This is a genomic window from Allobosea sp. P4_H5 (assembly GCF_056400825.1).
The window spans coordinates 282,373-307,313 of record NZ_JBFUKM010000006.1; the positions used below are offsets into that span (position 1 = coordinate 282,373).

At 62.3% G+C, this 24,941-nt stretch carries 20 protein-coding genes; 11 read left to right on the forward strand and 9 right to left on the reverse strand.

All coding sequences use genetic code 11. The annotated features are described in order from the left end of the window. The first annotated feature begins 76 nt into the window (after positions 1–76). From fliR to cckA, 3 genes are all read left to right on the forward strand, one after another. Positions 77–835 (forward strand): flagellar biosynthetic protein FliR, encoded by a 759-nt coding sequence (gene fliR, locus AC1DS0_RS14980; RefSeq protein ID WP_476815091.1) that lies wholly within the window; start codon positions 77–79, stop codon positions 833–835. 12 nt (positions 836–847) lie between these two features. Beyond that, positions 848–1,915, forward strand: coding sequence for a flagellar biosynthesis protein FlhB (gene flhB / locus AC1DS0_RS14985; RefSeq protein ID WP_476815092.1), 1,068 nt, complete (start codon positions 848–850; stop codon positions 1,913–1,915). An 84-nt stretch (positions 1,916–1,999) separates the two neighbouring features. Continuing rightward, positions 2,000–4,504, forward strand: coding sequence for a cell cycle histidine kinase CckA (cckA, locus tag AC1DS0_RS14990; RefSeq protein ID WP_476815093.1), 2,505 nt, complete (start codon positions 2,000–2,002; stop codon positions 4,502–4,504). A gap of 193 nt (positions 4,505–4,697) precedes the next feature. Here cckA and AC1DS0_RS14995 read toward each other — a convergent pair whose 3' ends face one another. Continuing rightward, positions 4,698–5,435 carry a methyltransferase domain-containing protein gene (locus AC1DS0_RS14995; protein ID WP_152012827.1) on the reverse strand — a complete coding sequence of 246 codons (738 nt, stop codon included), beginning with the start codon at positions 5,433–5,435 and terminating at the stop codon, positions 4,698–4,700. A 241-nt stretch (positions 5,436–5,676) separates the two neighbouring features. Between AC1DS0_RS14995 and AC1DS0_RS15000 the strand changes: the two genes are divergently transcribed. The 3 genes from AC1DS0_RS15000 to AC1DS0_RS15010 all read left to right on the forward strand — a co-directional run bounded on the left by AC1DS0_RS15000 (position 5,677) and on the right by AC1DS0_RS15010 (position 10,557). Beyond that, positions 5,677–6,822, forward strand: coding sequence for an efflux RND transporter periplasmic adaptor subunit (locus AC1DS0_RS15000; RefSeq protein ID WP_476815094.1), 1,146 nt, complete (start codon positions 5,677–5,679; stop codon positions 6,820–6,822). A gap of 9 nt (positions 6,823–6,831) precedes the next feature. Next, complete coding sequence (locus tag AC1DS0_RS15005) at positions 6,832–9,954, forward strand: efflux RND transporter permease subunit (protein WP_476815095.1); 3,123 nt, start codon at positions 6,832–6,834, stop codon at positions 9,952–9,954. A 129-nt stretch (positions 9,955–10,083) separates the two neighbouring features. After that, the gene (locus AC1DS0_RS15010; protein WP_476815096.1) at positions 10,084–10,557 is read left to right on the forward strand and encodes an ester cyclase; all 474 of its coding nucleotides are present in this window, start codon (positions 10,084–10,086) and stop codon (positions 10,555–10,557) included. 10 nt (positions 10,558–10,567) lie between these two features. Here the strand turns inward: AC1DS0_RS15010 and AC1DS0_RS15015 are convergent, their stop codons facing one another. Beyond that, on the reverse strand, positions 10,568–10,987 hold the full coding sequence (locus AC1DS0_RS15015; protein ID WP_476815097.1) for a DUF1330 domain-containing protein: 420 nt from the start codon (positions 10,985–10,987) through the stop codon (positions 10,568–10,570). 10 nt (positions 10,988–10,997) lie between these two features. Continuing rightward, complete coding sequence (locus AC1DS0_RS15020) at positions 10,998–11,819, reverse strand: crotonase/enoyl-CoA hydratase family protein (RefSeq protein WP_476815098.1); 822 nt, start codon at positions 11,817–11,819, stop codon at positions 10,998–11,000. An 85-nt stretch (positions 11,820–11,904) separates the two neighbouring features. On the opposite strand from AC1DS0_RS15020, the gene AC1DS0_RS15025 reads away from it, so the two are divergent. Next, a complete protein-coding gene (locus AC1DS0_RS15025; protein ID WP_476815099.1) occupies positions 11,905–12,489 on the forward strand; it encodes a TetR/AcrR family transcriptional regulator in 585 nt (194 codons plus the stop codon). A 32-nt stretch (positions 12,490–12,521) separates the two neighbouring features. Beyond that, the gene (locus AC1DS0_RS15030) at positions 12,522–12,986 is read left to right on the forward strand and encodes a hypothetical protein (protein ID WP_476815100.1); all 465 of its coding nucleotides are present in this window, start codon (positions 12,522–12,524) and stop codon (positions 12,984–12,986) included. Positions 12,987–12,991: 5 nt separating this feature from the next. Here AC1DS0_RS15030 and AC1DS0_RS15035 read toward each other — a convergent pair whose 3' ends face one another. After that, positions 12,992–13,510 (reverse strand): hypothetical protein, encoded by a 519-nt coding sequence (locus AC1DS0_RS15035; protein ID WP_476815101.1) that lies wholly within the window; start codon positions 13,508–13,510, stop codon positions 12,992–12,994. 198 nt (positions 13,511–13,708) lie between these two features. Here AC1DS0_RS15035 and AC1DS0_RS15040 point away from each other — a divergent pair, with 198 nt between their 5' ends. Next, the gene (locus AC1DS0_RS15040; protein WP_476815102.1) at positions 13,709–15,358 is read left to right on the forward strand and encodes a VPA1262 family N-terminal domain-containing protein; all 1,650 of its coding nucleotides are present in this window, start codon (positions 13,709–13,711) and stop codon (positions 15,356–15,358) included. A 43-nt stretch (positions 15,359–15,401) separates the two neighbouring features. Further along, a complete protein-coding gene (locus tag AC1DS0_RS15045; protein WP_476815103.1) occupies positions 15,402–17,402 on the forward strand; it encodes a hypothetical protein in 2,001 nt (666 codons plus the stop codon). Between the two features lie 91 nt (positions 17,403–17,493). On the opposite strand, the gene AC1DS0_RS15050 is transcribed toward AC1DS0_RS15045, so the two are convergent. From AC1DS0_RS15050 to AC1DS0_RS15070, 5 genes are all read right to left on the reverse strand, one after another. Next, a complete protein-coding gene (locus AC1DS0_RS15050) occupies positions 17,494–17,766 on the reverse strand; it encodes a helix-turn-helix domain-containing protein (RefSeq protein WP_476815104.1) in 273 nt (90 codons plus the stop codon). Between the two features lie 1,007 nt (positions 17,767–18,773). Then, positions 18,774–21,896, reverse strand: coding sequence for a helix-turn-helix domain-containing protein (locus AC1DS0_RS15055; RefSeq protein ID WP_476815105.1), 3,123 nt, complete (start codon positions 21,894–21,896; stop codon positions 18,774–18,776). Beyond that, on the reverse strand, positions 21,893–22,279 hold the full coding sequence (locus AC1DS0_RS15060; RefSeq protein ID WP_476815106.1) for a hypothetical protein: 387 nt from the start codon (positions 22,277–22,279) through the stop codon (positions 21,893–21,895). The genes AC1DS0_RS15055 and AC1DS0_RS15060 overlap by 4 nt, the downstream gene beginning before the upstream one ends. 11 nt (positions 22,280–22,290) lie before the next feature. Next, positions 22,291–22,866, reverse strand: coding sequence for a hypothetical protein (locus AC1DS0_RS15065; protein WP_476815107.1), 576 nt, complete (start codon positions 22,864–22,866; stop codon positions 22,291–22,293). Positions 22,867–22,979: 113 nt separating this feature from the next. Continuing rightward, a complete protein-coding gene (locus AC1DS0_RS15070) occupies positions 22,980–23,726 on the reverse strand; it encodes a hypothetical protein (RefSeq protein WP_476815108.1) in 747 nt (248 codons plus the stop codon). A gap of 88 nt (positions 23,727–23,814) precedes the next feature. Here AC1DS0_RS15070 and cas1 point away from each other — a divergent pair, with 88 nt between their 5' ends. Beyond that, positions 23,815–24,879: a CRISPR-associated endonuclease Cas1 gene (cas1, locus tag AC1DS0_RS15075; RefSeq protein ID WP_476815109.1), complete on the forward strand. Its 1,065-nt coding sequence runs from the start codon at positions 23,815–23,817 to the stop codon at positions 24,877–24,879. Positions 24,880–24,941 lie beyond the last annotated feature (62 nt).

Sequence of the window (24,941 nt, forward strand, 5' to 3'; positions counted from 1 at the left end):
TCCAGCGCCAGCCAGCGCCTCCCTGCTGCGGAGTCCGGTCGGCGCGCCTTGCTGGCGCAGGAGCCGGGTCCGCCCGATGCAGATCGCCATCCTGCCCGAGATCAGCGCGCTGTTCGTGCTGGTCTTCGCGCGCGTCGGCACTCTCGTCATGCTGATGCCGGGCATCGGCGAGCGCCTCATCCTCTCGCGCGGCCGGCTCGCCCTCGCCTTCTTCGTCGCGCTCGTGATCCTGCCGATGGCGCGCGGCACGATCACGATCCCCCAGACCCCGGTGGCGCTGGGCGGGCTCCTGATCAGCGAGATCCTGGTCGGGCTCGTCATCGGCGCCAGCGCGCGCCTGCTAATGGGAGCACTCCAGACCGCAGGTTTCATCATCGCCCAGACGCTCGGCCTCGGCTTTGCCGTCACCGTCGATCCGACCGGCGGCCTGCAGAACCCCTCGCTCGCCAATTTCCTGTCGATGCTCGGGATCACGCTGATCCTGGCCACGGACCTGCACCATCTGGCGCTCGCCGCCATCCATGAGAGCTATCGCCTGCTGCCGCCCGGCGGCTTCCCCGAGATCGGCGACGTAATGACGCTCGCGGTCAAGGCGATGGCGCAGGGCTTTTCGATCGCAGTGCAGATTTCCGCGCCGTTCATCGTCTTCGGCCTGCTGTTCAATCTCGGCCTCGGCGTGCTGGCGCGGCTGATGCCGCAGCTCCAGGTCTTCTTCCTTGCTGTCCCCGCCTCGATCCTTGGCGGCATGCTGGTGCTGCTGGCCTCGGTCGGGGTGATGATGGGCGTCTTCCTCGACGATCTCGGCGCCTTCCTGCGCCAGTTCATCGGCCTGTAAGGACACAGAGCGATGGCGGGAGACGTCGAGAACGAAGATCGCACAGAAGAACCGACCCAGCGAAAGCTCGACGAAGCCGTCGAGAAGGGCGACGTCGCGAGGTCTCAGGAGATCGGCACCTTCTTCGTGCTCTGCGGCTTCACCCTGGCGCTGCTGGTCGCTGCCGGCAGCTCCGCCCGCGACGCCGCGCTCTCGCTGCGCTCTTTCCTGATGAACGCCCATCAGGTCTCGGACGATGCGGGCGCGCTCTTCCACGTCACCAGCAAGGGCGTGATGACGGGCTTTGCCATCATGGCCCTGCCGCTCGGCTTCATCCTCATCGCCGCCTTCGTCGGCGCCCTGATCCAGCACAAGCCGCTCTGGACCACCGAGCCGATGATGCCGAAATTCGATCGGATCTCGCCGATGGCCGGTGCCAAGCGCATCTTCGGCAAGGAGGCTTGGGTCAATTTCGCCAAGGGCCTCGCCAAGATCCTGGTGGTCGGCGTCGGCGTCTGGATCGTGCTCTGGGGCGAGCGCGACCGTCTGCAGGGCTTCGCCCAGATGGACGTGCACGCGCTGCTGCCCGCCGTGCTCGTGCTGACGATCAAGCTGATGGCCGGCGTGCTCGCGATCTTCGCCGTCATCGCCATCGGCGACTTCGGCTACCAGCGCTTCACCTGGTACCAGCGCCAGCGCATGACCAAGCAGGAGCTGAAGGACGAATACAAGAACACCGAAGGCAATCCGGAGGTGAAGGCCAAGCTCCGGCAGTTGCGTGCCCAGCGCGCGCGCTCCCGCATGATGGCGCAGGTCCCCAAGGCGACGGTGATCATCACCAACCCGACCCACTACGCCATCGCCCTGCAATACGAGAACGGTCAGGGCGCACCGCTCTGCCTCGCCAAGGGCGTCGACGCGATCGCACTCAAGATCCGCGAGGTCGCCGGCGAGCACCGCATCCCCATCGTAGAAAACCCGCCTCTGGCTCGCGCGCTATACGCCACAGTCGACGTCGACGATGAAATTCCTGTCGAACACTACCAGGCGGTGGCCGAAGTGATCGGATACGTCTTGCGCCTGAAGCGTCGGCGCGCCTAACTCGCTGGCCGGGCACATCTCTCTACGCTATGCCCGGCGCCGACCCATCACCGACGGGCGACTGAAGGAAACGGACCCGCTGCAATGAGCGCAAGCACGGCACCGAGCGCGATCGACCGCTCCGACCGGCCCGGCCATGTCGGCATCATTCTTTTGGTCGCGGGCCTCCTGGTCGGCGCCGCGATCGCGCTCGGCTTCATCGCCAACGAATGGGCGCAGCCGCTGATCCTCGGCCTGCTTGCCTTGCTCTCGGTCGTCGGGGTGTTCTGCCTGTTCGCCTTCGCGATCGGGCTGGTCCAGTTCGCCGGGCGCTCGGCCCGCAACGACCTGACCAAGGCGATCGTCGATGGCGCCGAGGACGGCGTCATCGTCACCGAAGGTGAGAACCGCATCGTCTACGCCAACGAGGCCTATCTCGCCTTCGCCGGCGCGCGCAACGCCAGCGAGATCGCCCCGGTCGAGCGCCTGTTCAAGGGCCGCGCCGAGGTCTCCGAGGCGATCTACCGCCTCGCCACCGCCGCCCGCGCCGGCCGCCGCCTCTCCGAGGAGATCCGGCTCGAACCGGCGCTGAACGAGCGCGGCGCCGTCGGCTGGTATCGGGTGCGCGTCACGCCGATCACCCGCGCCGGCCGCCCGGCCTGCAAATGGAGCGTCGCCGACGTCACGCCCGAGCGCGAGCGCCAGGAAAACGCCTTCCAGGAATTGCAGCACGCGATCGATTATCTCGACCACGCGCCGGCGGGCTTCCTGTCGATCGACGCCGACAGCGAAGTGCCTTACCTCAACGCCACGCTGGCCGGCTGGCTCGACTATGATCTCGCCCGCTTCGGCTCCGGCGGCCTGCAGCTCGACGACATCGCCTCGCCCAACGCCGCAGCATTGATCCAGGCCATTCGCGGCCAGCCCGGCGATGTCCGCATCGAGGTGCTCGATGTCGACCTGCGCCGCCGCAACGGCCAGTCACTCCCGGTCCGGCTGCACCACCAGGTCGCCTTCGGCCAGGACGGGCGCGCCGGCGCCTCGCGCACCCTCGTGCTCAATCGCGCCGCCGGCGAAGCGGGGGCCGACCGCCACACCGATGCCGAAGCGCGCTTCGCCCGCTTCTTCCATGCGACGCCGATGGCGATCGCGACCGTCGACCGCCACGGCGCGATCCTGCGCTCGAACGCGTCCTTCGCCCGCCTGATGCAAGGCCAGAACCAGCCAGCGACCATCCAGGAGCTGGTCAATGGCAACGGCGCCTTCGCTCAGGCCTTCGACGCCGCGCTCGCGGGCAAGGGCGAGATCGCCCCGCTCGACGTGGCGCTCGCCGGCGAGGACGGCCGCTCGGCAAGGCTCTACCTATCGCCGGTTCCCGCCAGCGAGGACGCCGATGGCGAGCGCGCCATCGTCTATGCGCTGGAGACCACGGCCGAGCGCAAGCTCAAGGACAATATGGACCAGGCCGGCAAGATGCAGGCGGTCGGCCAGCTCGCCGGCGGCATCGCGCACGACTTCAACAACGTGCTGCAGGTCATCATCAACGCCTCGGAATTCCTGCTCGCCAGCCACAAGCCGACCGACCCGTCCTTCCCGGACATCATGCAGATCAAGCAGAACGCCTATCGGGCGGCCTCCCTGGTCCGGCAATTGCTCGCCTTCTCGCGCCGCCAGACCTTGCGCCCGCAGGTTCTGGCGCTCGGCGACGTGCTCTCCGACCTCTCGCTGATGCTGAAGCGCGTCGTCGCCGACAAGATTTCGCTCGACGTCCGCCAGGGCCGCGATCTCTGGCCGGTCAAGGCCGATCTCGGCCAGCTCGAGCAGGTCGTGGTCAACCTCGCCGTCAACGCGCGCGACGCCATGCCCAATGGCGGCAAGCTCCAGGTCCGCACCCGCAACGTGGCGGCGGCCGAGATCGGCGAGCTCGGCTACGACGCCCTCCCCGCGACTGATTACGTGCTGCTCGAGGTGGAGGATAGCGGCACCGGCATCTCGCCGGAGCATCTGGAGAAGATCTTCGAGCCGTTCTTCACCACCAAGGATGTCGGCAAGGGCACAGGCCTCGGCCTGTCCATGGTCTACGGCATCGTCAAGCAGACCGGCGGCTTCGTCTTCTGCGATTCCGTCGTCGGACGCGGCACCAATTTCCGCATCTTCCTGCCGCGTTACATCCCGACCGAAGAGGACATCGCCGCCGAGGCCGCAGCCAGGGAAGCCCCGAAGAAGGCCGCTGCCGATCATACGGGCGCCGGCATCATCCTCCTGGTCGAGGACGAGGATGCGGTGCGCGCGCTCAACGCACGCATGCTGGTCTCTCGCGGCTACACCGTCCACGAGGCTGCCTCGGGCGTCGAGGCGCTCGACCAGTTCCAGAAGCATGAGGGCAAGATCGACCTCGTCATCTCCGACGTGGTCATGCCCGAGATGGACGGCCCGACCCTGCTCGGCGAACTGCGCAAGCGCAGCCCGACGACCAAGGTCGTCTTCGTCTCCGGCTATGCCGAGGAGGCCTTCCGCAAGAACCTGCCGGAAGGGGAGGATTTCCACTTCCTGCCCAAGCCCTTCACGATGAAACAGCTCGTCGAGACGGTGAAGGCGGCGATGAGCTGAGCGGCTGATTTCGCGCAGAACCACGCCGTCTTTCCGGGACTTCGCGTAGCGAAGGGCCCGGAACCCAGAACCGATACCGGTTTTGATGATCGCGCTGCGGCCGGTCCGCTTCTTTGGGAACGGCATCGGTTCTCGATTCCGGGCTCAGGCCTTCGGCCTGCCCCGGAATGACGGCCAGCCTAATCGGAAAGCTCTACGCCTTCTGCGCCCGGATCAGCATATGCGGGCGGAAGCGCGGGAACAGGTATTCGAAGCTCCGGAACGGGAGCTTCTTCAGGCTCTCCGACGGGCTCTGCCAGAGCATCTCGACCTCGACCAGCTTCAGGCCGGCCTCCCGGAGGCAAGCCTCCAGCTCCGGCCGCGTATACTCGCGCCGATGGACGTACTCGTGCTCGAAATCGACCTCGGCGAAGAGATCCTTCGGCAAGGCGACGATCGAGCGGTTGAAGATCAGCTTCAGGATGTTCCGTAGCCGCGCAAAATTGTCGGTGGTGATGAAGATCTGGCCGTTCTCCGACAGCGCCGAGCGCAGCTTGCGCAGGATCCTGGTCGGATCGATGCGCAGATGCTCGATATTGTCGAACCAGAACACCGCGTCGACGCCGTCGAGCGGCGAGACCCAGTCCGGCGCCGAGATGTCGCCGGCAAACATTCCGGCGAAATTGCCGTAGAGATCGTTCTCGATCGCCAGGGTTTCGGCAAAATCGACGACGAAGACCGAAGCATCCAGATGTTTCTGGACAATTTCCTCGACGAAAGCGCCACCGGCCCCCAGGGACAGGACACGAGGACTGCGCCCCAGCGCGCTCAACGCCATGTTCGCCGAGCGAAACTGCCGATAGAAGCTGCTTTCGAAATAGGACTTCATATGGAACTTGCGCTTTTCCAGATCGATCGACGACCTGAAATCATTCGGCGACAGCGCATTCATGCAGCGCAACCTTCCCAAGCACTCACCAGCAGGCAGATAGCGCAGACAGATTAAATAATTGCCCCCGGGATCGTAGAATTGGCGCCTATCCGATCAAGGAATTCTGCGTCGTCACCGGGCACCCGGCCTCACGGCTCGCCGCGCCCTTCGCCAGCATTACGAAGAGTTCATGCTGCGGACAGGCCCCCCATGGCGGGAGGCGATAAAGTCATGCGTGGACAGCGCCGCGCCGGGACTCTCGATGAAACGTTATGTGATCATAGTTCTTCTGGTGGCCATTGCGGTCTTTGCCGCCTGGCGCGTGATCAGGCCGCAGGACGGCCCTGAGCAGGCCCATGCCGAGCGCCGCGCCGGCCCCATGGCCAGCCCGGTCACGACCGTGCTCGCCGGCCACGCTGATATTCCGGTGACACGCCGCTCGATCGGCTTCGCTGAGCCCGTCGCCATCGTCGCGGTCAAGTCGCGCCTCGACGGCGTTATCGCCGACATGCACGTCAAGGAAGGCCAGGAGGTCAGGCAGGGCGACCTGCTCTTCACCCTCGACGATCGCGAGCTCAAGGCGCAGGTCGCCCGCGACGAGGCCAATGTCGAGCGCGACAAAGCGACGGTGGCGCAAAAGCGCGCCGATCTCACCCGCCAGAAGAGCCTGGTCGACAAGGGCGCCGGCACCCAGCAGGCGCTCGACCAGGCGACCGCCGACGAAGCCGTCGCCAACGCCGCCGTCAAGGCGGACGAGGCGACCCTCGCGCTCGACCGGGTCCGGTTAGGGTACACCACGATCACCGCCCCGATCTCGGGCCGGCTTGGCGCCATCACCGCGACGCCGGGCAATGCGGTGCGCGCCAACGACGCGAGCAGCAACCTAGTGACGGTGACCGAGCTAGCCCCGATCCGCGTCACCTTCACCTTGCCCGAGCGCGACCTGACCTTGCTGCAGACGGCGGCCAAGGCGCAGGTGCCGGCCAAGGTCACCGCCTTCGCTTCCGGCACACGCGAGGAGCTCGCCACCGGCGACCTCTCGTTCATCGATTCAGCGGTCGACATCCCCTCCGGCACGGTGAGCGTCAAGGCGCTGTTCACGAACGAGCCGCACCGGCTCTGGCCGGGGCAATATGTCGACGTCGTCGTCCAGCTCGGCATGCTGCCCGCCTCGGTCACGGTGCCGTCGGTTGCGCTGCAGGAGGGGCAGAAGGGCCCCTTCGTCTACGTCACCAAACCCGACGACACGGTCGAGGCGAGGCCGGTCAAGGTCGCCTCCAATGAGAACGGCGTCGTCGCGATCGCCTCAGGGCTCTCGCAGGACGAGAAGGTCGTCACCGAAGGCCAGTCGCGGCTGGCGCCGGGCGCCAGGATCAGGCTCGCCGCCCCGCAAACCGCCAAGCCGTGAGGGCGCGCCATGTCGGTCTCTGCGTTCTGCATCCGTCACCCTGTCGCGACAATCCTGATGTCGTGCGCGCTCATCCTCGGCGGCCTCTTCTCCTGGCGCTCCCTTCCGGTCGCGGCGCTGCCACGCGCCGAGTTCCCCGTCGTCAACGTCTCCGCGCAATTGCCCGGTGCCTCGCCCGAGATCATGGCGACCTCGGTCGCGACGCCATTGATCAAGCAGTTCGCCACCATCGCCGGCATCGATTCGATCGCGACCACCAACGCGCTTGGCAACACCTCGATCGCGATCCAGTTCGCGCTCGACCGTGACATCGACGCCGCCGCGGCCGACGTCCAGGCGGCGATCGCCCGCACCCAGCGCCAGCTCCCGGTCGACATGACGACGCCGCCGAGCTACCGCAAGTTCAACCCGGCCGACGCCCCGATCCTGCTGCTGGCGCTGAAGAGCGAGGTCACCCCGCTCTCCAAGATCGACGCCTTCGTCCAGCAGGTGCTCTCGCCGACGCTGTCCACCGTCGAGGGCGTGGCGCAGGTCCAGATCTTCGGCAGCCAGAAATATGCGGTCCGCATCCAGGTCGACCCGACCGCGCTGGCCGCACGCGGCATCGGCATCAACGAATTGCAGGCGGCGATCACCGCCGCCAACGTCAACACCCCGGTCGGCACCATGCAGTCCGGCCCGCAGCAATTGACGCTGGAGGCGCAGACCCAGCTCGCCGATGCCGGCCATTTCGCCGATATCATCATCGCCACCCGCGACGGCCGCCCGGTCCGGCTCGGCGATGTCGCCAAGGTGATCGACTCGGTCGAGAACCTGCAGCTCGCCAGCTGGTATGACGGCTCTCGTGCGCTCGTCGTCGCGGTCTTCCGCCAGCCCGACGCCAACACGGTCGAGGTCGTCGACCGGGTCAAGACCGCGATCGGCCAGATGCAGTCGCTACTGCCGCCCGCGACCACGCTCGGCCTGCTCAACGATCGCTCCGCCTCGATCCGCCAGGCGGTCGAGGACGTGCAGTTCACCCTCGGGCTGACGATCGTGCTGGTCGTCGCGGTGATCTTCCTGTTCCTGCGCCGCTTCACCGCGACGCTGATCCCGGCGGTGGCGGTGCCGATCTCGCTGATCGCGACGCTGGGCGCGATGTACCTGCTCGATTTCTCGATCGACAACATCTCGCTGCTCGGCCTGACGCTGGCCGTCGGCCTCGTCGTCGACGATGCGATCGTGATGCTGGAGAACATCGTCCGGCATATGGAGGAGGACGGGCTCTCCGCCTTCGACGCGGCGCTCAAGGGCTCGAGCGAGATCGGCTTCACCATCATCTCGATCTCGCTCTCGCTGGTCGCGGTCTTCATCCCGGTGCTGCTGATGGGCGGCGTGATCGGGCGCGTCTTCAACGAGTTCGCGGTGGTCGTCACCGTCGCCATCCTGGCCTCGGCCTTCGTCTCGCTGACGCTGACGCCGATGATGTGCGCCCGGCTCGGCGCGAGTGCAGCAGTTCATGCGGAATCTGGAAAGAAAGACCGGCTCGCCTTCCTCGAACGCGGCTTCGACGCCGTGCTCGGGGCCTATCGCGCCGGGCTCGACCTCAGTCTGAAATACCGCCGCACCGTGCTGATGATCTTTCTCGCCAGCGTCGCTGCCAGCGCCTGGCTGGTGGTGACCATTCCCAAGGGCTTCTTCCCGCAGGAGGATATCGGCCAGCTCCAGGTCGCGACCGAAGCGCGCCAGGACATCTCCTTCGACGCCATGTCGGGCCTGCAGCAGAAGGTCGAGGAGGTCTTCCGGGCCTCGCCCTATGTCGCCCATGTTGCCTCGACCATCGGCTCCGGCGGCCAGTCGAGCAGCCTCAATGCCGGCCGCCTCTTTGTCGAGTTGAAACCCAAGGACCAGCGCCCGCCGTTGCAGCAGATGCTTGGCGAGCTGCGCCGCCAGCTCGCCGCCATCCCCGGCATCGCGACCTATATGTCGCCGGTCCAGAACCTCAACATCGGTGCACGCTCCTCGAAGAGCCAATACCAGTTCGTGATGCAGTCGATCGACCAGGCCGCGCTTTCCGACTGGTCAAGCAAGATGCTGGACGCGCTGCAGCACGACTCGCTCTTCGTCGACGTCACCACGGACCTGCAGAACAAAGCCCTGCTCGCCAACCTCGTCGTCGACCGGGCCAAGGCGCAGTCGCTCGGCATCAGCGCCGACGTGCTGCGCTCCAGCCTCTATTCCGGCTTCGGCGTGCGCCAGATCTCGACGATCTACACCACCAGCGACAGCTACCAGGTTATCATCGAGTTCAATCCCGACATCCAATGGTCGAACGACCGGCTCGACCAGGTCCGCTTCCGCTCCTCCTCCGGCGCGCTCGTTCCGCTCGGGACCTTCGCCCGGATCGAGCGCAAGGCCGGCCCGCTCACCGTCAACCAGCTCGGCCAGCTCCCTGCCGTCACCCTCTCCTTCAACCTGCCGGCCGGCCGCGCGCTCGGCGAAGCCGTGCAGCGCATCGACGCGATCAAGGCCGAACTCGGCCTGCCCACTCAGATCGGCACCAGCTTCGCCGGCGTCGCCAAGACCTTCGAGCAATCGCTCGGCAATCAAGGCCTGCTGATCGCCGGCGCGGTGCTGACGATCTACATCGTGCTCGGCATCCTCTATGAGAGCTTCATCCACCCGCTGACGATCCTGACCGGCCTGCCGGCGGCGGCGCTCGGCGCGCTCCTGACGCTCAAGCTCTTCGGCCTCGACCTCTCGGTCATCGCCGTGATCGGGCTCCTGATGCTGATCGGCATCGTCAAGAAGAACGCGATCATGATGATCGACGTCGCGCTCGAACTGCAGCGCGCCGGCGAGCCGCCGCACACCGCCATCCGCGAAGCGTGCCTGCGCCGCTTCCGGCCGATCATCATGACGACGCTGGCGGCGATCCTCGGCGCCCTGCCGATCGCGATCGGCGCCGGCGCCAGCGCGGAACTGCGCCAGCCGCTCGGCCTCGCCGTGGTCGGCGGGCTGATCGTCTCGCAGGTGCTGACGCTGTTCATCACCCCGGTGATCTTCCTCTTCATGGAAGGGCTGTCGCGGAGGCTGGGCCGCAAGGAGCCGACTGCGCCCGCCCCTGCGGAAACGCCTCACATGGCGGGTTGATCAGCCCTGTCCGGCATGGGCAGTTTGCCACCGGCGCTTTGCGAGATTCGCTGTCGCCTCCGGTGCATCTTCGTCCAAGCTTGATCGGGCGGGCTTTCGATGGCCCGCGCGAGAGGGGAGAAGACGAGCATGACGCAGATGCCGAAGGGGCGCGAGGCGCCACCGGACGAACCCGCCCTCGATTTCGCCGGCGTCGTGCTCTCGCCGCAGAAGGAGATCGTCAGGGTCTTCTACAAGGAGATGTGGGACCACGCCGACAAGTCGCTGATCCCGCGGATCTTCCACGAGGACTTCACCTTTCGCGGCTCGCTCGGCCCGGTCCTGCGCGGCCATCGCGAATTCGCTGGCTATGTCGACTGGGTCACCGGCGCGCTCGGCGCGTACACCTCGGACATCCTGGCAATGGTCGAGGAAGGCAACCGCGTCTTCGGGCGCTTGCGCTTCCACGGCTTCCACCGCCGCGAGATGTTCGGAGTGCCGCCGAGCGGCCGCCATGTCTGGTGGCATGGCGCACCGGCCTTCACCTTCGAGGACGGGCTGGTGCGCGACCTCTTCGTGCTCGGCGACATCCACGGCCTGATCGCGCGCCTGAAGCAGGACTGAACGACCCTGCCTATCCGGCGAAGGTCACGCCCGCCTCCAGCGCCGCCAGCCGGATCAGGCGACAATCCTTCACCGCCGCCTGCCGATGCATCATCGCCTCGCGATAGATCGGATCGCGGAACATCGCCGCGAAGGCCTCGACGCTCGGATATTCGGCGATGAAGCAGATGTCCCAGCGCTCGCCCCTTGGGCCGATCAGCATCTGCTCGAAGCCACCGCGCCAGATGATCCGCCCGCCGAGCCGAGTCAGCACCGGTGCGCTGATCCGGCCATAGGCCGCGAACGCCTCGCGGCCGCCGCCATGCGGTCCGTCCGGATACTGCGCCTCGGTATTGAGCCGGATCAGGTTCAGCATCTGCACCGGCCCCGGACGGTCATCGGCACGGAAGGCGGCGAAGGCCTCGCGGCTGAAGCTCGAATGGTCGCTCATGCCCGCTCCCTCACCCGGCCTTGGCGACCTGCGACCAGTCGCCGGAATAGACCGGCTGGCGCCGCGCCATCCAGGCGTCGAGCCCCTCGCGCAGATCGGCCGTCGGCACGATGCGGGCGAACTGCTCGCTCTCGATCAGCAGCCCTTCGGCGATGCTGGCGTTGATGCCGCGCGTCACCGCCGTGAGGATGCTCGCCGCAGCCAGGGACGAATGCCTGAGGATGCGCTGCGCCAGCGCCTGCGCCGCCGGCAGCAGCTCCTCATGCGGCACCACCGCGTTGATCAGCCCCATATCGAGCGCCCGCTGCGGCGTGAACGGATCGCCGGTCAGGAGCAGCTCCATGGCGCGCTTGCGGCCGGCGAGGCGCGGCAGGCGCTGTGTCCCGCCGAAGGTCGGCGGCATGCCGAGATTGATCTCCGGCTTGGCGAACATCGCCCGCTCGCTGGCGATGGCGAGCGGCACCGCCTCGGTGACCTCGCAGCCGCCGCCATAGGCGAGCCCGTTCACCGCCGCGATCACCGGCTTGCCGAAGGCCTCCAGCCGCGCCGTCAGCTTCTGCCCGCGGCGGACGAAATCGCGAACCGCCTGCTCCGGGCCGGCCGCGACGCTCCGCGAGAACTCGTGGATGTCGCCGCCGGCCGAGAAGGCGCGCTCGCCTGCGCCGGTCAGGATCACGGCGCGGATGGACGGGTCGATCTCGATCGCATCGAGCAGTTCGAGCAGGCGGTCGATCAGCCCGTAGCTCAGCGCATTCAGCTTCTCGGGCCGGTTCAGCGTCAGCGTCGCGATCGCCTCGCGCTGTTGAATCAGGATGGGATCATTATCGGGCATGGCCTTGGCCTTCTTCCGGTTTCGACCGGTCGAAGCTGCGCCTCAGGCTTGACGATGTATACTACCTGTACGGTATACATAAGGCATGGCCGAACCCGACAAGCCGACGCGCACCCGCATCATCGAGGCCGCCAGCAAGCTCTTCTATGGCGAGGGCATCCGCGCCGTCAGCGTCGATGCCGTCGCCGAGAAGGCCGGCGTCACCAAGCGCACGCTCTACTATCATTTCGAGAGCAAGGACGAGCTCGTCGCCGCCTATCTCGAGGCGCGCGACCAGCCCAATCTCAAGCTGATGGCCGGCTGGTTCGACAAGGCCGAGGGCTCCCTGCCGCAGAAGATCGAGGCGATCTTCCAGAATCTCGCGCGCTCGGCCCGCCATCCGCGCTGGAAGGGCTGCGGCTTCCTGCGCACCGCCGCCGAGCTCGCCAACCTGCCCGGCCATCCCGCCATCAAGATCGGCGCGCGCCATAAGGCCGGCTTCGAGCGCTGGCTCGCCGGCGCATGCGACGAGCATGGCGCCGCCGCGCCCGAGGAGCTCGCCCGCCAGGTCGTGCTGCTGATGGACGGCGCCTTCTCGGTCATGCTCGTCCATCGCGACCCGGCCTATGTCGAGGCCGCCGGCCGCGCCGCCGCCTCGCTCGCTTCAACGGCGCAAAACCAGACGGTTTGATCGGCGCCTGACTGCCCTCTATCGTGCGGCGCATGACGCAAAGGCCGGTCCTCGCCTACACGCTGTTGCTGATCGTGCAGACGGCCTGCGCGCTGGTCATCCTCTTCCACATCCACGTCGCCTTCCGCGTCCTGGTCGCGCATATCGGCGAGCAGCAGACGCTACCGACCGAAATCCTGGCTCAGATCTGCGTGGCGGCGTTACTGGGCCAGCTTTGTTACTGGAGCCGCCTGTACGGACTACCGGTGCCGAAAGGCTTCCGCAGCCTGGCTCTGGGGCATGCCCTGGCCTTCGCCGCCCGCCTCGGCGCGATCGTCGGCGGCGCGCTCGCTTCCATCTATTTCCTGCGGCATCTGCCGGAGCTGACGAGGCTCAGCGACAGCTTCACTCTGATCTGGCGCTCCGGACTGCTCCTCGCCATCGTGTTCGCGCTCTATTGCTACACGCTGGAACTGGAACGGCTCGCTGCCGCCTGGCAGGCCGATCCGGAGGATTGAGTGCGTCAGGCGCGCAGGCTGGCGAGCCAGCCCCTGAGCCCCCGCAAGCGCTCCCGCACCACCTGCACGAGTTCGACCGCCCGCCGCCAGGCAGCGCTGGCCTTGATCCGCCCGATCACCGCCTGCCGGATCGCATCGATCCAGCCCATGATCCGCGCGAACCAGGAGATGGTCAGGAGCTGCGCCCGCCCGGCATGGTAGACGCGCTCGACCAGGAGGAAGCCGGCGAGATGACCGATCGCCGTCGTGACGATGCCGGCCGTGAGCGCCCCGCGCGCCAGGAACACCAGGCCGAGCAGCTTCAGCGGCTCGACGATGGCGAAGGGGATCGCCAGCGCGACCAACGCGCCATAGGGCGGCAGCCGCCCGATCGCCTCCTCGCACCGCGCCACCAGCCTGAGTGAGGCGAACCAGGCGATCAGCGGCCGATAGAGCGGCCGCAACACCTCGTCGAGCAGGATGACGAGCCCGACGACGAGGTCCAGCGGGATCAGGAGGAGCTTGATCAGGGTCTTGCGCATCACGTCTTATACCCTGAGAGCCGATCGCGATCACCCTGTCGGAGCACAACCGGCGCACGCCGAAATAAGAACAAAAAGGGGTATAGTGATACCATCACTATTGAGCCGATCTTGACCAAAACATAAGAAGCACAGAGAGTTGTAACTGCGCCTTCGCGCAAATGTCGAACGCATCCCGCTTCGGTTTTTGGTGGAACGACCATGGATGATACTGGAAGTGCTTCGAGCACCGCGATCATCACTCCAAATCTTCGTAGCTCTACCGCGTGGGTTTGGGCATCATGGTTACAAATCACAGCAAGCGAGCCATTGTTCGTCTACGGCTTCTGTGCTCCATCGCAGCGAGCAAAAAAGTCCTATGCTGAAGAAGCAATCACCATAGCCCCTGCAACAGACGCCGCACCTTTCGTCCTAACGATCCTGCATGCGGTGATCGATGCACATGAAGCCGACCACCTGGTTCAGAACATGGCTAAAGGCGCCACCAACCTTTCTTCGATATTCGGTCGGTCTGCACCAATGATCACACCCAAGTTGGTACGTCGAACGCTTGAAAATGTTCTTGGGCATCATGGAGCTACCGTCGACGCATATATGACCTTGCCTGCTCTAAACAAACTCTGCCGCGCGCCGGATACACTGAAGGCAATTCTATCTGCCCTTGAGGAGCGCCTCGGGCTGCCATTCACTAAAGGATATGCCAGTCATCTCGGCAATTTCGAGTGCTTCGACCTTGCCGATTGGCTAGAGCGAAAAAGGCCATTTGTGGTCGAAGCGCCAAATCCAAAAAAACTCGGGAAGCCGGAGCCCATCCACGCTCTCGCCGTTACACGGTCAAAGGCCTTCGCGCGCGAATCTCATATCCTCCATGTGGAGTGCTTTTCCGGGCGCGACACCATCTTGGACCGGATCATTTTCCTTCCCGAGAACGAACAGCTCTCGCCCTTAATCGTTGCGCCTGGCGAGATTGATGGCTTTTCAGTTCGTTTGTTCACCGCTGACGGTACGACGCTGCTGCACAGGGAAACGACGCACTTTCTTCACGAAGTCAATCTTGTCGCAAGCATGGCAGGGCGCGGCATTGTGCTCGATGACAAGCTCACTGTTCAGGCGCATGGTGTGAGTGAGGCGCTGGGAAGAAAAGCCGCTACCGTTCAAGCACAATCTTCCTTGCGTTCTCTGGTGAATGTGAACGGCCATGACCATCGTTGGCGGGCGCATGCAGATCGACTTCACCAGTTCGTCGCTGAGTATTTCGCGCCGCAAAGCGCTGATCGCTGGTTCGCTCGATCGGTTGCATCTCAGTTGGACGTCATCGAGCACATCAACACGCTGTTGCATGGCGGTAAGACAAAATCTGCCATACTTGTAGATCCCTTCTTCGGCGCGGATGCATTGCTCCGTCTCGCTATGCGTCTATCAAGCACTGACATCGAGCTGACGATCATCACCAGCTTGCAAGACCGAGCACCTGATAGCGGCGACTTTATTCCGGAAGGTAGAGCTCCCCAGGCCGTGCTAGAGGGCTTTCTGAGGCAATTTCATATGCTCATAAACCCTAAGATCAAGGTCATAAACCTTGCACGCCCCAATGGCAACCAAGTCTTTCATGATCGCTATCTAGCTCTCTACAACCATGACCAAACGACAAAAATCTATATGCTATCAAACAGCATCAATAAGATGGCCGGAAACTACCCTTTCTGCATGACAGTCCTAGCGGAAGGCATCACACGTGGCGTTCAGGATTACATCGAGGCGCTCAGCCGTGGGCAGGATATCAGTTTCCCGACGCAACCGGTCGTTACCTTTGCATGGCCGGAACCAGCGCGAGAGCTATCGCAACGTTAGCGACGCACCGGGCGTCGTTGCCGCACTGCGGTGGCTGCTTCGCATGGATGATTCCTCGACACCCGATGCCATTATTCGACGTGCGCGATTGCGAGGGTTGATCACCGGCAACCCGGACCGATATTGGCAAGTCGGAGATGGCGCTGTCGCGCATGCTCTCACACGGCATGGGCTTCGCTGGCCGGCGCAACCTCAGAGCCTTGCCGCGATCATGCTCGGCCTCGGCGAGCTCGATGCCCGCTGCCATGCCAAGCTGTGGCCAATTGTACTGCCTCAGCTAGCGAAACTGACCGTCGGACGGGAAAAAGCCATCCTCGCCGAGGCGTTCGCACAGACGCTCGCAACTGCACGTTCCGTCTCCCTCGGAGACCATAGCGCTGCACAATTACTGTCGGCGAATAGTCTGTCGTGGAACCTGCTGCAGGATGCTCAGGCTCTAGTGGCGCATCCGTGGGAGGTCGCATCAACGCCCCGCTACGGATTGCAGAGCGTCGTACGTTGGGCGCTTCATCGCAAACCGAGAGCCGTCGCAGACATTCAAAAAAAGCATCGCAATCACCCATTGACGGCAAGTCTCGTCCGCGCCGTGGTCCGTCATCTTCAGAGTGGAGAACCGGAGCGCGTGCAGGCGGTCGCCCGAACCGAAATTCCATTGCTGATAGCTCTCGCCGCCGCTCGAATTGCCGATGAACCACCCGCCGACCCCACCGCAAATGCGAGCCGCTTTGCTGAAGGGCGGCAATTACTTGTCGATAGCGGAGTCGATGAAGTTGATGCCACCTGCTTGATGACACTGCACTTTAAGGAGGCTGTTCATCAGCGCTTCCGATTAACGCATGCTATCCGCGATATGTCTCAGCAACTGCGGTGGCTAGGAGCACAGACGCCGCCACTATCGCCATTTGATGCTCATAACTCGTCTCACCTTCCCGCCCAGCTTGCCGAACGACGCCAGCAAGCCAAACAGCACGAAAAAGCGTTCGATCGCATACTCGATGATATGGCTCGGTTTTGGCCGCCGCAGGGGCTAGGAATTGATCATCTCGCGCTCGTTGCCCCGACCTTCGTCGACTTTGAAGAGCTTCGCTACCGGCTTGCAATGAGTCTGTCGGCGCAGCCCGCCCGCGCGCAGCTTCTTCAGCTCAATCTCGATGCATGGATGTCGGAGGTTGGCCTGACAATGCCGCCCAGCGAAGCGTTCGACCAAGACTATCATCCACAGGCCGACGATCTCTTCGATCAGACATTATGGGCGGCAAGGTCATTCATCGCCCTACATCCCGATCCAAAGGGAGGCATAGGGCGGCGGACGGGGCTCCTTCTCAAGGGTTTAAAGGATGCAGCGAGCTCATTGCTGGACGAACCCTATATGGCTGACCGCCAGCCTGCACGCTGGCGATCTGCATTGCTGCGTTCGACAGCCCTGGCGATCTTCGCACTGATGATCGTCAACGAGATTCCAACCGAACGGCGCCCCGAAACAATTATGCTTGCTGGCTTTGCCCTCGACCATGCGCGAGAAGTGCTTACGCAAGGTGAGGTGATTGGTGCACGGCTGGAATTATCTGATCTTCTCGCCAGGCTTGCCCTTTGGCGCATCGCACAGGACCCATCCCTTGCCTCCCGATTTTCCGATTGGGCCGATACTGAGGGCCTGCCGATAATGGTTCGAGCGATGGCCGCTTGGTCATCCCCCTCTCACATTGAAGCAAATGTCGAATGTGCGTGCCGCCTCTTTTTCGAGGCGGGACAGCCTCCCCTCTCGCGTCGCGGAAACAACCGGGCATTCGACCAGCTTATGTCGTTGCTCGACATTGCCGTTGCAACAACGGCGCAGGGAAACGACCGATTGCGGGAAGGTCTGTTAGTCGACGCTTGGTCGAAGGTCATCGAAGAATGGCCTGACGAGCGAGTACAATGGCACAATGCAGCCGATTGGCTTCTCAAGGCGGTAAAAAAAGAGGGAGTTGAGCGAGACAGCCTTCTCGGCAATCCGTCCTTCCAAAATTCGCGCTGCCGCCAAGAAATCGAAAGTAGAACCTGACGACATGGTCTTGAGCGAGTATTCTAGCGGCTCAAATTTTCATAATGGCGATTATTCGAATGGCCGGGGCAATTGCTTGGGCGGCACTCCTTTAGGCGTCGGCACTCCGGAGACGCACCCCTTCGCCTTTTTCATTCCGCGCAATGAATTCGATGCCGGCCTTTGACAGCGCAACTTCGACCGCCTGAACGGTGCTGACGCGAGAATCGACCACCTCTTTTTCAAGGCGAGCCACTGCGTTCAGCGATACGATCGCCTTGTCCGCCAATTGCTGCTGAGACCACCCTAGAAGGGCGCGGGCGGCTCGAATCTGTCGTGCGCTGATCACGTCGATCAGAAACCGCACCCGCTGAACAATCGCCACAAATAGGGTTATTTTACACCTCTTGAGGTTATATTTAATCGAAGCCGTGCTACGTATGCCGATGGGGGGATATTGCTATGAGCGAGCTGACAGTAGGGCAGAGATCGATACAAGGGGCAGGTTTTCACGAACCGCCTCACTCACGGCGACGGAGCGGAACCAGGGGGCTTGTCGCTTCCATTTTCGGATGCCTGTTCGGCCTGATTGGCGTCTTCATATTGGCAATCATCTTCGTTCCGTTGGCGATCCTGTGCTCGGCAATAGGTTTGGTACGAGCGTCTCGAATTTGGATCGCGGGCGTCGCTCTGCTCGGGCTCCTGCTCGCGGCTGCCGGCGTCGTTACCTCGCCAACGCTTCTACTCGTCGCTGGCGTTCTATCCTTGCTACCTGCGAACCCAGGCCCAGCATCGCTACCGAGCACGGCGCAGTTGGCGCAGAGACAGACTGACAAGGTCACAAGTCTACCGCCTTCAAACGCCGACCGGACCACCGCGCAAACGAGTATGCCGAATGGCGCCCAGGTGGACCGGGTAGCGTCAACCGGTCGCCGCTTCGTGCCCCTCGCCTCGGAGCCAGGACTGCACTGGTCTCAGGCGAATTCGACCGCCGAGTGGTTTGAAATCACTCAGCCGATGGTCGGCTGTAGTGAGGTTCAGGACAGCCCGGAGCTCCAACAAACCGCGAAGCGGGCCATCCTCGCGTGGAGGACACGCACGTCCCTTCCGCCCAATTGTCAGGTGTTCCAGCCCGGAAAGCGCCTCCTGCTCGATACCCAACAGACCGAAGCGGAGCGGCAGCAATTGCTCAAGCTATGGGAGATGAATTGCCGAACCGGCTGCGTTCCGTTCGCAAGCCCCGTCTATATGCCACCTTGGAGAATCGTCGGCCCCTATCTCCGCCCGAGTGCACCACCGCCGGGATGGGAATAGCCTGCAATAGAGACCGGGCATCGTGCGAACGACAAAGCGGCAGCCTGCCGCCGCTTCTTGCAAAATAAGCTGTTGAATTTATTGAGAAAAATATATTCGCAATTGCTCCCTCAATAACTTGCTGACGCTTCTTCGTGCGGCAATTGATTTTGAGAGGTTGGACGGATCGCAATTCAGCCTCCGGGCGAACTCGGCCAGACCAATTGCGCCCATTTCGTTCTTCGCCAATTCCCGCAGCTTGTTGACCTCGGCCAATTCAGCCTCGCGGTTGCGCAATCCAGCTATTGCCTTGGCAATGGTATTTGGCTGAATGCTCTCGCCACGCTCGATCCTGCGCACCGTCGTGCGCGAGAGGCCAGAGGCCTCCGCTATTTGCCGATCGCTCGCCATTGCTTGCTCCAGCAGTGCGGCAAGCATCGCCTGCATTTCCGGGCCGATCCCGTATTCGACACTCAGTTCATCATCGACGCCCAGGGCTGATTTTTCCTCCCACTTGTTGGCCTCTTTTCCAATGCAATGAATACCCACGGCTTTGATGCGCCGTCGCTGGGTAGCTCCCTGGTCGAAGACGTCGCCGTTGTCGAATTTCAGCTCGGGGCTGAGATGATATGAGCGCAATGCCTCCGCGTACGATTGGAGCATTTGTCGGCCAATTGGCCGTCCCGTCTCGCGATCAAAGCAATGCTTGGCGGCCTGCACCGCCTCGCGAGAATAAGGCGCAATTGGCCTAATTGGTCCGCCACCTCCGCCAGGGGCAGCGGCGTCATACTGCGCCGACCGCAATATTAGTGGTTTGGCTTGAAGCGCGCACATGAAACCAAATGGCTTCACCTGCTCTTCGTACGGCCGTGTCGCATTGAAATGCGCGAACCATCGCAACAGATCCGGCGTCGTCGCCGCATAGCGGGAAATTGCCGGACTCTTCAGCTTCGGATGATAATCGAGCGGCACGACTGCCGGCTTGTCGGTGTATGCCGCCTTCACGATCTGGAACCAAAGATCGTATTGCCAGCGGCGGATGCCAATTTCGGTCAATGGCACTGATGGCGCCGGAATTGCCCTCGGCGCATTGCGTTCATCATACGGGTCCAGCAAATGCCCAAGACCGTGGGCTGAGGCTTTCCGGATGACGGGCGCGCCCTCATTGTCCAAATTGAACAGGACATACCGCTTTGCCGAGATCGCTAGGCAATAGAGCGGCGCGATCTCCCTGCTCCCAATATGGAAATTGACATTCTCGATCTTGAGCAATGCCCCCTTCTGTTCATAGGGATTGAGCGGCAAGAACCAATCGCAGACGGCGCTTGCTCGGCTGAGGAATTCCGCTTCGGGCATTGCCAGGGGCTTTGCGATAGCCATGCTGTCGGTATCGCAGAATGCCCAATCCAGACCGGAACCCAGAATGACGCGCTCGGCGAGCGCCAGCATAAGGCGGGCAGCTCCCGTGATCAGGGTTCCCAACAATGGATGGAAATAGGTGCCGGGCTTCTCCGCTATTGCCGTCCCAATCGGGAACGACTGCTCGCCGCCGAAATAACATTCGCGGCGCAGCTTCCTGTCGAGGTTCTCGACATTGACCTCAATGAAGATGCCGTAGCTGGTCGAGTTGGCGAGAATCTTGAGCGCATATTGCTCGGCGTCGAGCCGATCGCGCTCTGATCCATCTGCGGCGTCCATTCGTGCCTTTGTCTGCGACCGGTAGTCTATCAATTGCCGATATGCGTCGCCTGAGTACGGATCGATTGAAGGGCCATCCTTCCCGGCTATGCGAATGGTCTTTAATTCAGACTGCGGTTCATCCGGCTCCAACGTGATCGCGCAGACAACCTGCGGGGCTTTGCCAGAGAGGAATTTTGATGCCAGGCAATCGGCCAGCGTGAACCAAAGCTGCCCGTTGTAGCTGAGGTGATTGAGCCCGATTGTGGTCGACTTGCCCGAAGCGCCGCTCGCCGACGGCGGTTCATAACGAGCCCGCACGGGAAGCACGTCGCCGTCCGGCTTGATCCGCACAATGGTCGTCAAGCGGCGCCAGTTTTCAGGACGCTGCAAATCCTGCGGTGTGACGCTCTCAAGCCAGGCCGCAGTTTCGGCAGTGCTGTCCCGTTGGCGCAGGCCATTCCCGATGACGAACTGCCAAAGCCGCATCAATGTGCAGACTGTCGGGTACATGGAAAGGAAGTCGCAATACAGCACTCGCGTCGGGGCACGCCGAATGTGCACCTCAGCGCGACCACCGAAATACGTGCTCAGGATTGCCCCAGTGATCTCATCGGGAAAATCCGGCTGAACAGATCGCCACGGCCGAACGCCCATTTCCTTGAGATAGGCCTTGCCAAGTCCAGCCTCGCTGAGAATCTGACTCAGCTGCGTCGTTTCCAGATCATGTTCGTCAAAGCGCGCTTTCAACGCGACGAAGGCCTCCCATGTGACCTGCACGTCCTGCATCGCGTAGCGGAGATAGTCCCTTGAGAGCGCCTGGCCGTGCTGATTGGTGTCGAGCTTTCGAGCAGCGAGCCCTAGGAATTCTGCGAGCGAGCCCAGCGTGAACGAGCGACTGGTCAATGCGGCCGCGATCGTCTTCAAGTCGATGAATGAGCCCCGACGAACGGTCCGCTCCCCAGCTTTTCGCATTCGCCGATTGTCGAAGCTGCGCTTCACGCCCGCGAACTGAATGAAGGCTGCTCGGCTCGACAGGTGTTTGACCTGAACGCGAGGCTTCCATCGGTCTGCGGACAATTGGAAGCTATACCCGCCCTTCATTGAGCCTCGAGCAAGCCCGTGACCAATCGCGAGGCGCGATAAATCGAATGGCAGGTTGAATCCGACGAACGCAGCCCTCAGCTCGAATGCCTTTCGATAGAATACGTCATCGACGAACGAAGCCGTGGTCATGCATTCGAGGCTGTTTTCCGCTGCGAATGCGCGAATGAGGTTCTGATCGGCCTCCGAGAGAGCATCGGGATCGTAGAACATGCCGGCGGTGTGGATCTTCGCCCCCTCGCGCAGCTGAAACCCTCCGAACCGAAGGCGTTGTGCGTGATCAGTCGTGGTTTCCGTATCGAAGACGAGCGTGAACTTGGATGGCCCGACTTGCCGCTTTCGTCCTTTCTCTGCGCTCCCGACCGCGACTGCGGGGACGTAGGCTCGCAAATAGATATCAAGGGGCTGCGGTGTGGGCTGGGTGCGACCTTTTCCGCTCATGACCGTGCATCCCGATCGACGGCCGTGCCAGCGGTAGCGAGTTCGATGAGCGTGCGGCCAAATTGATCGAGGCGCTCGACAATCAGTCGGAACAACTCAGCCACCCCCAACAGATAGCGCCCGATGACTTCCAACACGTGGGGAGACTTCGACTGCGGCTGCGGATGATCTTTCTGAGCGTCCGAGAGTTTACGATGGCAATTGCGGCACATGATGACGACGTCATCGTGCATGGCTCGGCCCGCGATGTGATGCTCTTCCAGGCAGTGCGCGTAGTTTTCGCCGCAGTGGATGCACTGGGGCGCGTTTGTTCCGAGCCGTTCATGAGCGCGCTCTAACCTTATCGCGCGGTTGAGCGCGATCTTCTTTTCATCCCGATTCATTTTTCCGATCCTTAGGAGACGAGCCGGTAAACCATCTCAAAGGCCTCGGGCTCGCTGCTTGCGAGCCGATGGATGGTGTTCGGCCGGGTTTCGAGGAAATGGGTTCGGCGTGCGGTATCTTTCACCGACAAGCCCTTGAACGGCGCGAGCAGCCCCGCGTCATTCGTGTTCAAAAATGCCTTCACCGCTGCTTCGTGGCGTCCAATGAGCGAAGCTTGCTCAAAGCCAAGAACGGTGACGACGGTTGGCCCCACAGTGGTCAGCGCCGTCATTTCTCGCGGACGTCGATCGTCGAAGACCCACTGGCCGCCTTGGCGTTCGGCTAACCCGTTGTCGCGCAGGAATCTGCGAAACCGCTCGGCTGAGACGCCTACCTCACGGGCCGCGCGGGATTGGCTCTGGGTGCGGCGAAGCTCCTTCAGCGCCGCTTCAAGCCGGGCCAGCGAAGCAGCTCTCGGCGGCGGGGCGCGGATGGGAGTTTCGCCAGCTCTGGCGTGGCCCCTACCTTGAGCGCGCGTGAAGCCGCGCATCAACGCCCGATTTATCCTACGTTGATATTCCGCCCTGTGATCGCGATGAAGTGCCATGCGCCGTTCCCAATCGAGTCGGCAAACGCCTCTCGTGGGATCAAAAAGGGCTGAGCATCGGCCTGAGTCTAAATTTCTTTAAATCTTTACATATTGATTTAAGAATAGGCGTATTAATCCCTTTGGCCAAATTTACGGTAGAGAGCACGTTGGATTACCGGCACAGAGAAACCATCCTCATTTCTAGCACGGCCAGTTTTTATCGCAGTTTCGATAATCAAAGTACGTGCAAGGCCTCTTGACTTCGAATTCAACTGCGCGCCAGAATCTTGAAGTTCTTCAATAATATTATCAATCAATTGAATCTTGCTTGGCCGGCCGGGGCGGTTTTTTGGCTCAATTTTTATTAACATTGCAAGCGGTTCCATAACCCGCTCTTCAATGAGAGGTTTCGTCACAGTGACCAATTCAAAACGCTGACCGCCTGCCTCAACGGCGTTTTCATGCCAAAGAATCGCACGGAAATCCGAGAACACGACAGCCGGGATCGACTCGACGGACGTTGAGACATTGGGCTTTGTCCGGTAACCGGAAGCCACCAATTTGCCATCAGACAACTTCTTGGCGAGTTGCCGCTGCATTTCCCAAATTGGTTCCTGCCTCAACCGCAAATGATCGAGGCTGGCCCCCACAGTTTGGAATATCCCTTTAATCGTCTCGACGGCGTCCTGTGAGACGTTGCTTTCAGGCAAAACCAACGCCTGCTGGCTGGCCGCGTTTCGGCGATCGATGAGCGATCTCGGAGCGAAAAACTCCCAAGCATCAGATAGCCGAATTGCGAGCGGCTTTTTGGATTTTTTGGCCACAGGCGTTAGCGTTCCTGGCGCAGAATTTGAGGGGACGGCGATATCATAGATCAAAATATCTCTTTGAAATAATTGGCCTATGGATAGAATCGGGTCCCGATGAACTTAATTTTCGCATGACGTGTTAGGGCTGAGAATAACAATGGCTCATGCGGGGCGGCTCACGTCCGATGACGGCGCGGCTTGGTCTTGGCGTTCTGCACTTTGGCAAACCCGATCCGCTCAGATCAAGCCAAGTCAGAAAGCTAAACGTCGCATCGAACCGCTCGTTCTGTGCGGTCACGGCGTAGCGTTGAAAATTGAAGGCGGCTCGCTCCTCGTCCGCAACGGTTTCACGCACCATCCGCAGGAGCGCGAGGAATTCCGCTTTTTCAAGGGAAGTCTGGATATCCCGCCGCAAATCATCGTGTTGGATGGCAGCGGCAATATCACATTCGACGTGCTGAACTGGCTTGCCGAACAGAATGTGACCCTGACTCGGCTTACCTGGCAGGGTGAAATCGCAACTGTTGCCGCGTCCAACGGCTACGCGGCTAATCCGCATCGCGTAAATTGGCAGCGGGAAACCCGCGCCGATCACACGGCGCGCATGTCTTGGTGTATTGACCTGATATCGCGCAAAATCGAAGGCTGCATCCTGACGCTGGAAAAGGCTGTCCCGCGCTCGTCACGATGGAACGCCGCGATGGAGCGGGCCTATGCCGATTTGTCAGCATTGGAACTGACACCGCCCCAAGACATTGTCGGTTTGCGCATCATCGAGGCCAACAGCGCCGCTGCGTACTTCCGTGCGTGGCGTGACATCCCGATCAAATGGCGCGGCCTTACGCGAAACCCGATTCCGGACGACTGGAAATCCGTTGGCGCAAGAACGTCAGATTTTGCGTTGGCCGGGAACCGCAATGCTTCCCACCCCGTGAACGCGATGTTGAACTACGCGTATACCGTAGTGGAGAGCCAACAGCGCCTAAAGGCGATTGCTGAAGGATATGATCCGACGATCGGAATCATGCACGAGAGCCGGCCGGGCGCATCGGCGTTTGTGTATGACACTATGGAGCCCGAGCGCGCCAAAGTGGATCGATCGCTACTGGATTTTATCCGCAGCCATACGTTCGATCCGGCGGATTTCGTACTACGTCGGGACGGTGTGGTAAGGTTGAATCCACGATTGGCGGGAGCAGTTGTAGCAATTGTGTATCGATAGCTCATTCGCGTATTCCGAAAGCCAAACTAAGAATAGCCAGACCAAAGCCGCAAGAAAGAATT

Excerpts from the sequence above, each read along its gene's own strand:
- fliR (WP_476815091.1), top strand. The coding sequence starts at position 77 with ATGCAGATCGCCATCCTGCCCGAGATCAGCGCGCTGTTCGTGCTGGTC.
- flhB (WP_476815092.1), top strand. The coding sequence starts at position 848 with ATGGCGGGAGACGTCGAGAACGAAGATCGCACAGAAGAACCGACCCAG.
- cckA (WP_476815093.1), top strand. The coding sequence starts at position 2,000 with ATGAGCGCAAGCACGGCACCGAGCGCGATCGACCGCTCCGACCGGCCC.
- AC1DS0_RS14995 (WP_152012827.1), bottom strand. The coding sequence starts at position 5,435 with ATGAATGCGCTGTCGCCGAATGATTTCAGGTCGTCGATCGATCTGGAA.
- AC1DS0_RS15000 (WP_476815094.1), top strand. The coding sequence starts at position 5,677 with ATGAAACGTTATGTGATCATAGTTCTTCTGGTGGCCATTGCGGTCTTT.
- AC1DS0_RS15005 (WP_476815095.1), top strand. The coding sequence starts at position 6,832 with ATGTCGGTCTCTGCGTTCTGCATCCGTCACCCTGTCGCGACAATCCTG.
- AC1DS0_RS15010 (WP_476815096.1), top strand. The coding sequence starts at position 10,084 with ATGACGCAGATGCCGAAGGGGCGCGAGGCGCCACCGGACGAACCCGCC.
- AC1DS0_RS15015 (WP_476815097.1), bottom strand. The coding sequence starts at position 10,987 with ATGAGCGACCATTCGAGCTTCAGCCGCGAGGCCTTCGCCGCCTTCCGT.
- AC1DS0_RS15020 (WP_476815098.1), bottom strand. The coding sequence starts at position 11,819 with ATGCCCGATAATGATCCCATCCTGATTCAACAGCGCGAGGCGATCGCG.
- AC1DS0_RS15025 (WP_476815099.1), top strand. The coding sequence starts at position 11,905 with ATGGCCGAACCCGACAAGCCGACGCGCACCCGCATCATCGAGGCCGCC.
- AC1DS0_RS15030 (WP_476815100.1), top strand. The coding sequence starts at position 12,522 with ATGACGCAAAGGCCGGTCCTCGCCTACACGCTGTTGCTGATCGTGCAG.
- AC1DS0_RS15040 (WP_476815102.1), top strand. The coding sequence starts at position 13,709 with ATGGATGATACTGGAAGTGCTTCGAGCACCGCGATCATCACTCCAAAT.
- AC1DS0_RS15045 (WP_476815103.1), top strand. The coding sequence starts at position 15,402 with ATGGATGATTCCTCGACACCCGATGCCATTATTCGACGTGCGCGATTG.
- AC1DS0_RS15055 (WP_476815105.1), bottom strand. The coding sequence starts at position 21,896 with ATGAGCGGAAAAGGTCGCACCCAGCCCACACCGCAGCCCCTTGATATC.
- AC1DS0_RS15060 (WP_476815106.1), bottom strand. The coding sequence starts at position 22,279 with ATGAATCGGGATGAAAAGAAGATCGCGCTCAACCGCGCGATAAGGTTA.
- AC1DS0_RS15065 (WP_476815107.1), bottom strand. The coding sequence starts at position 22,866 with ATGGCACTTCATCGCGATCACAGGGCGGAATATCAACGTAGGATAAAT.
- cas1 (WP_476815109.1), top strand. The coding sequence starts at position 23,815 with ATGGCTCATGCGGGGCGGCTCACGTCCGATGACGGCGCGGCTTGGTCT.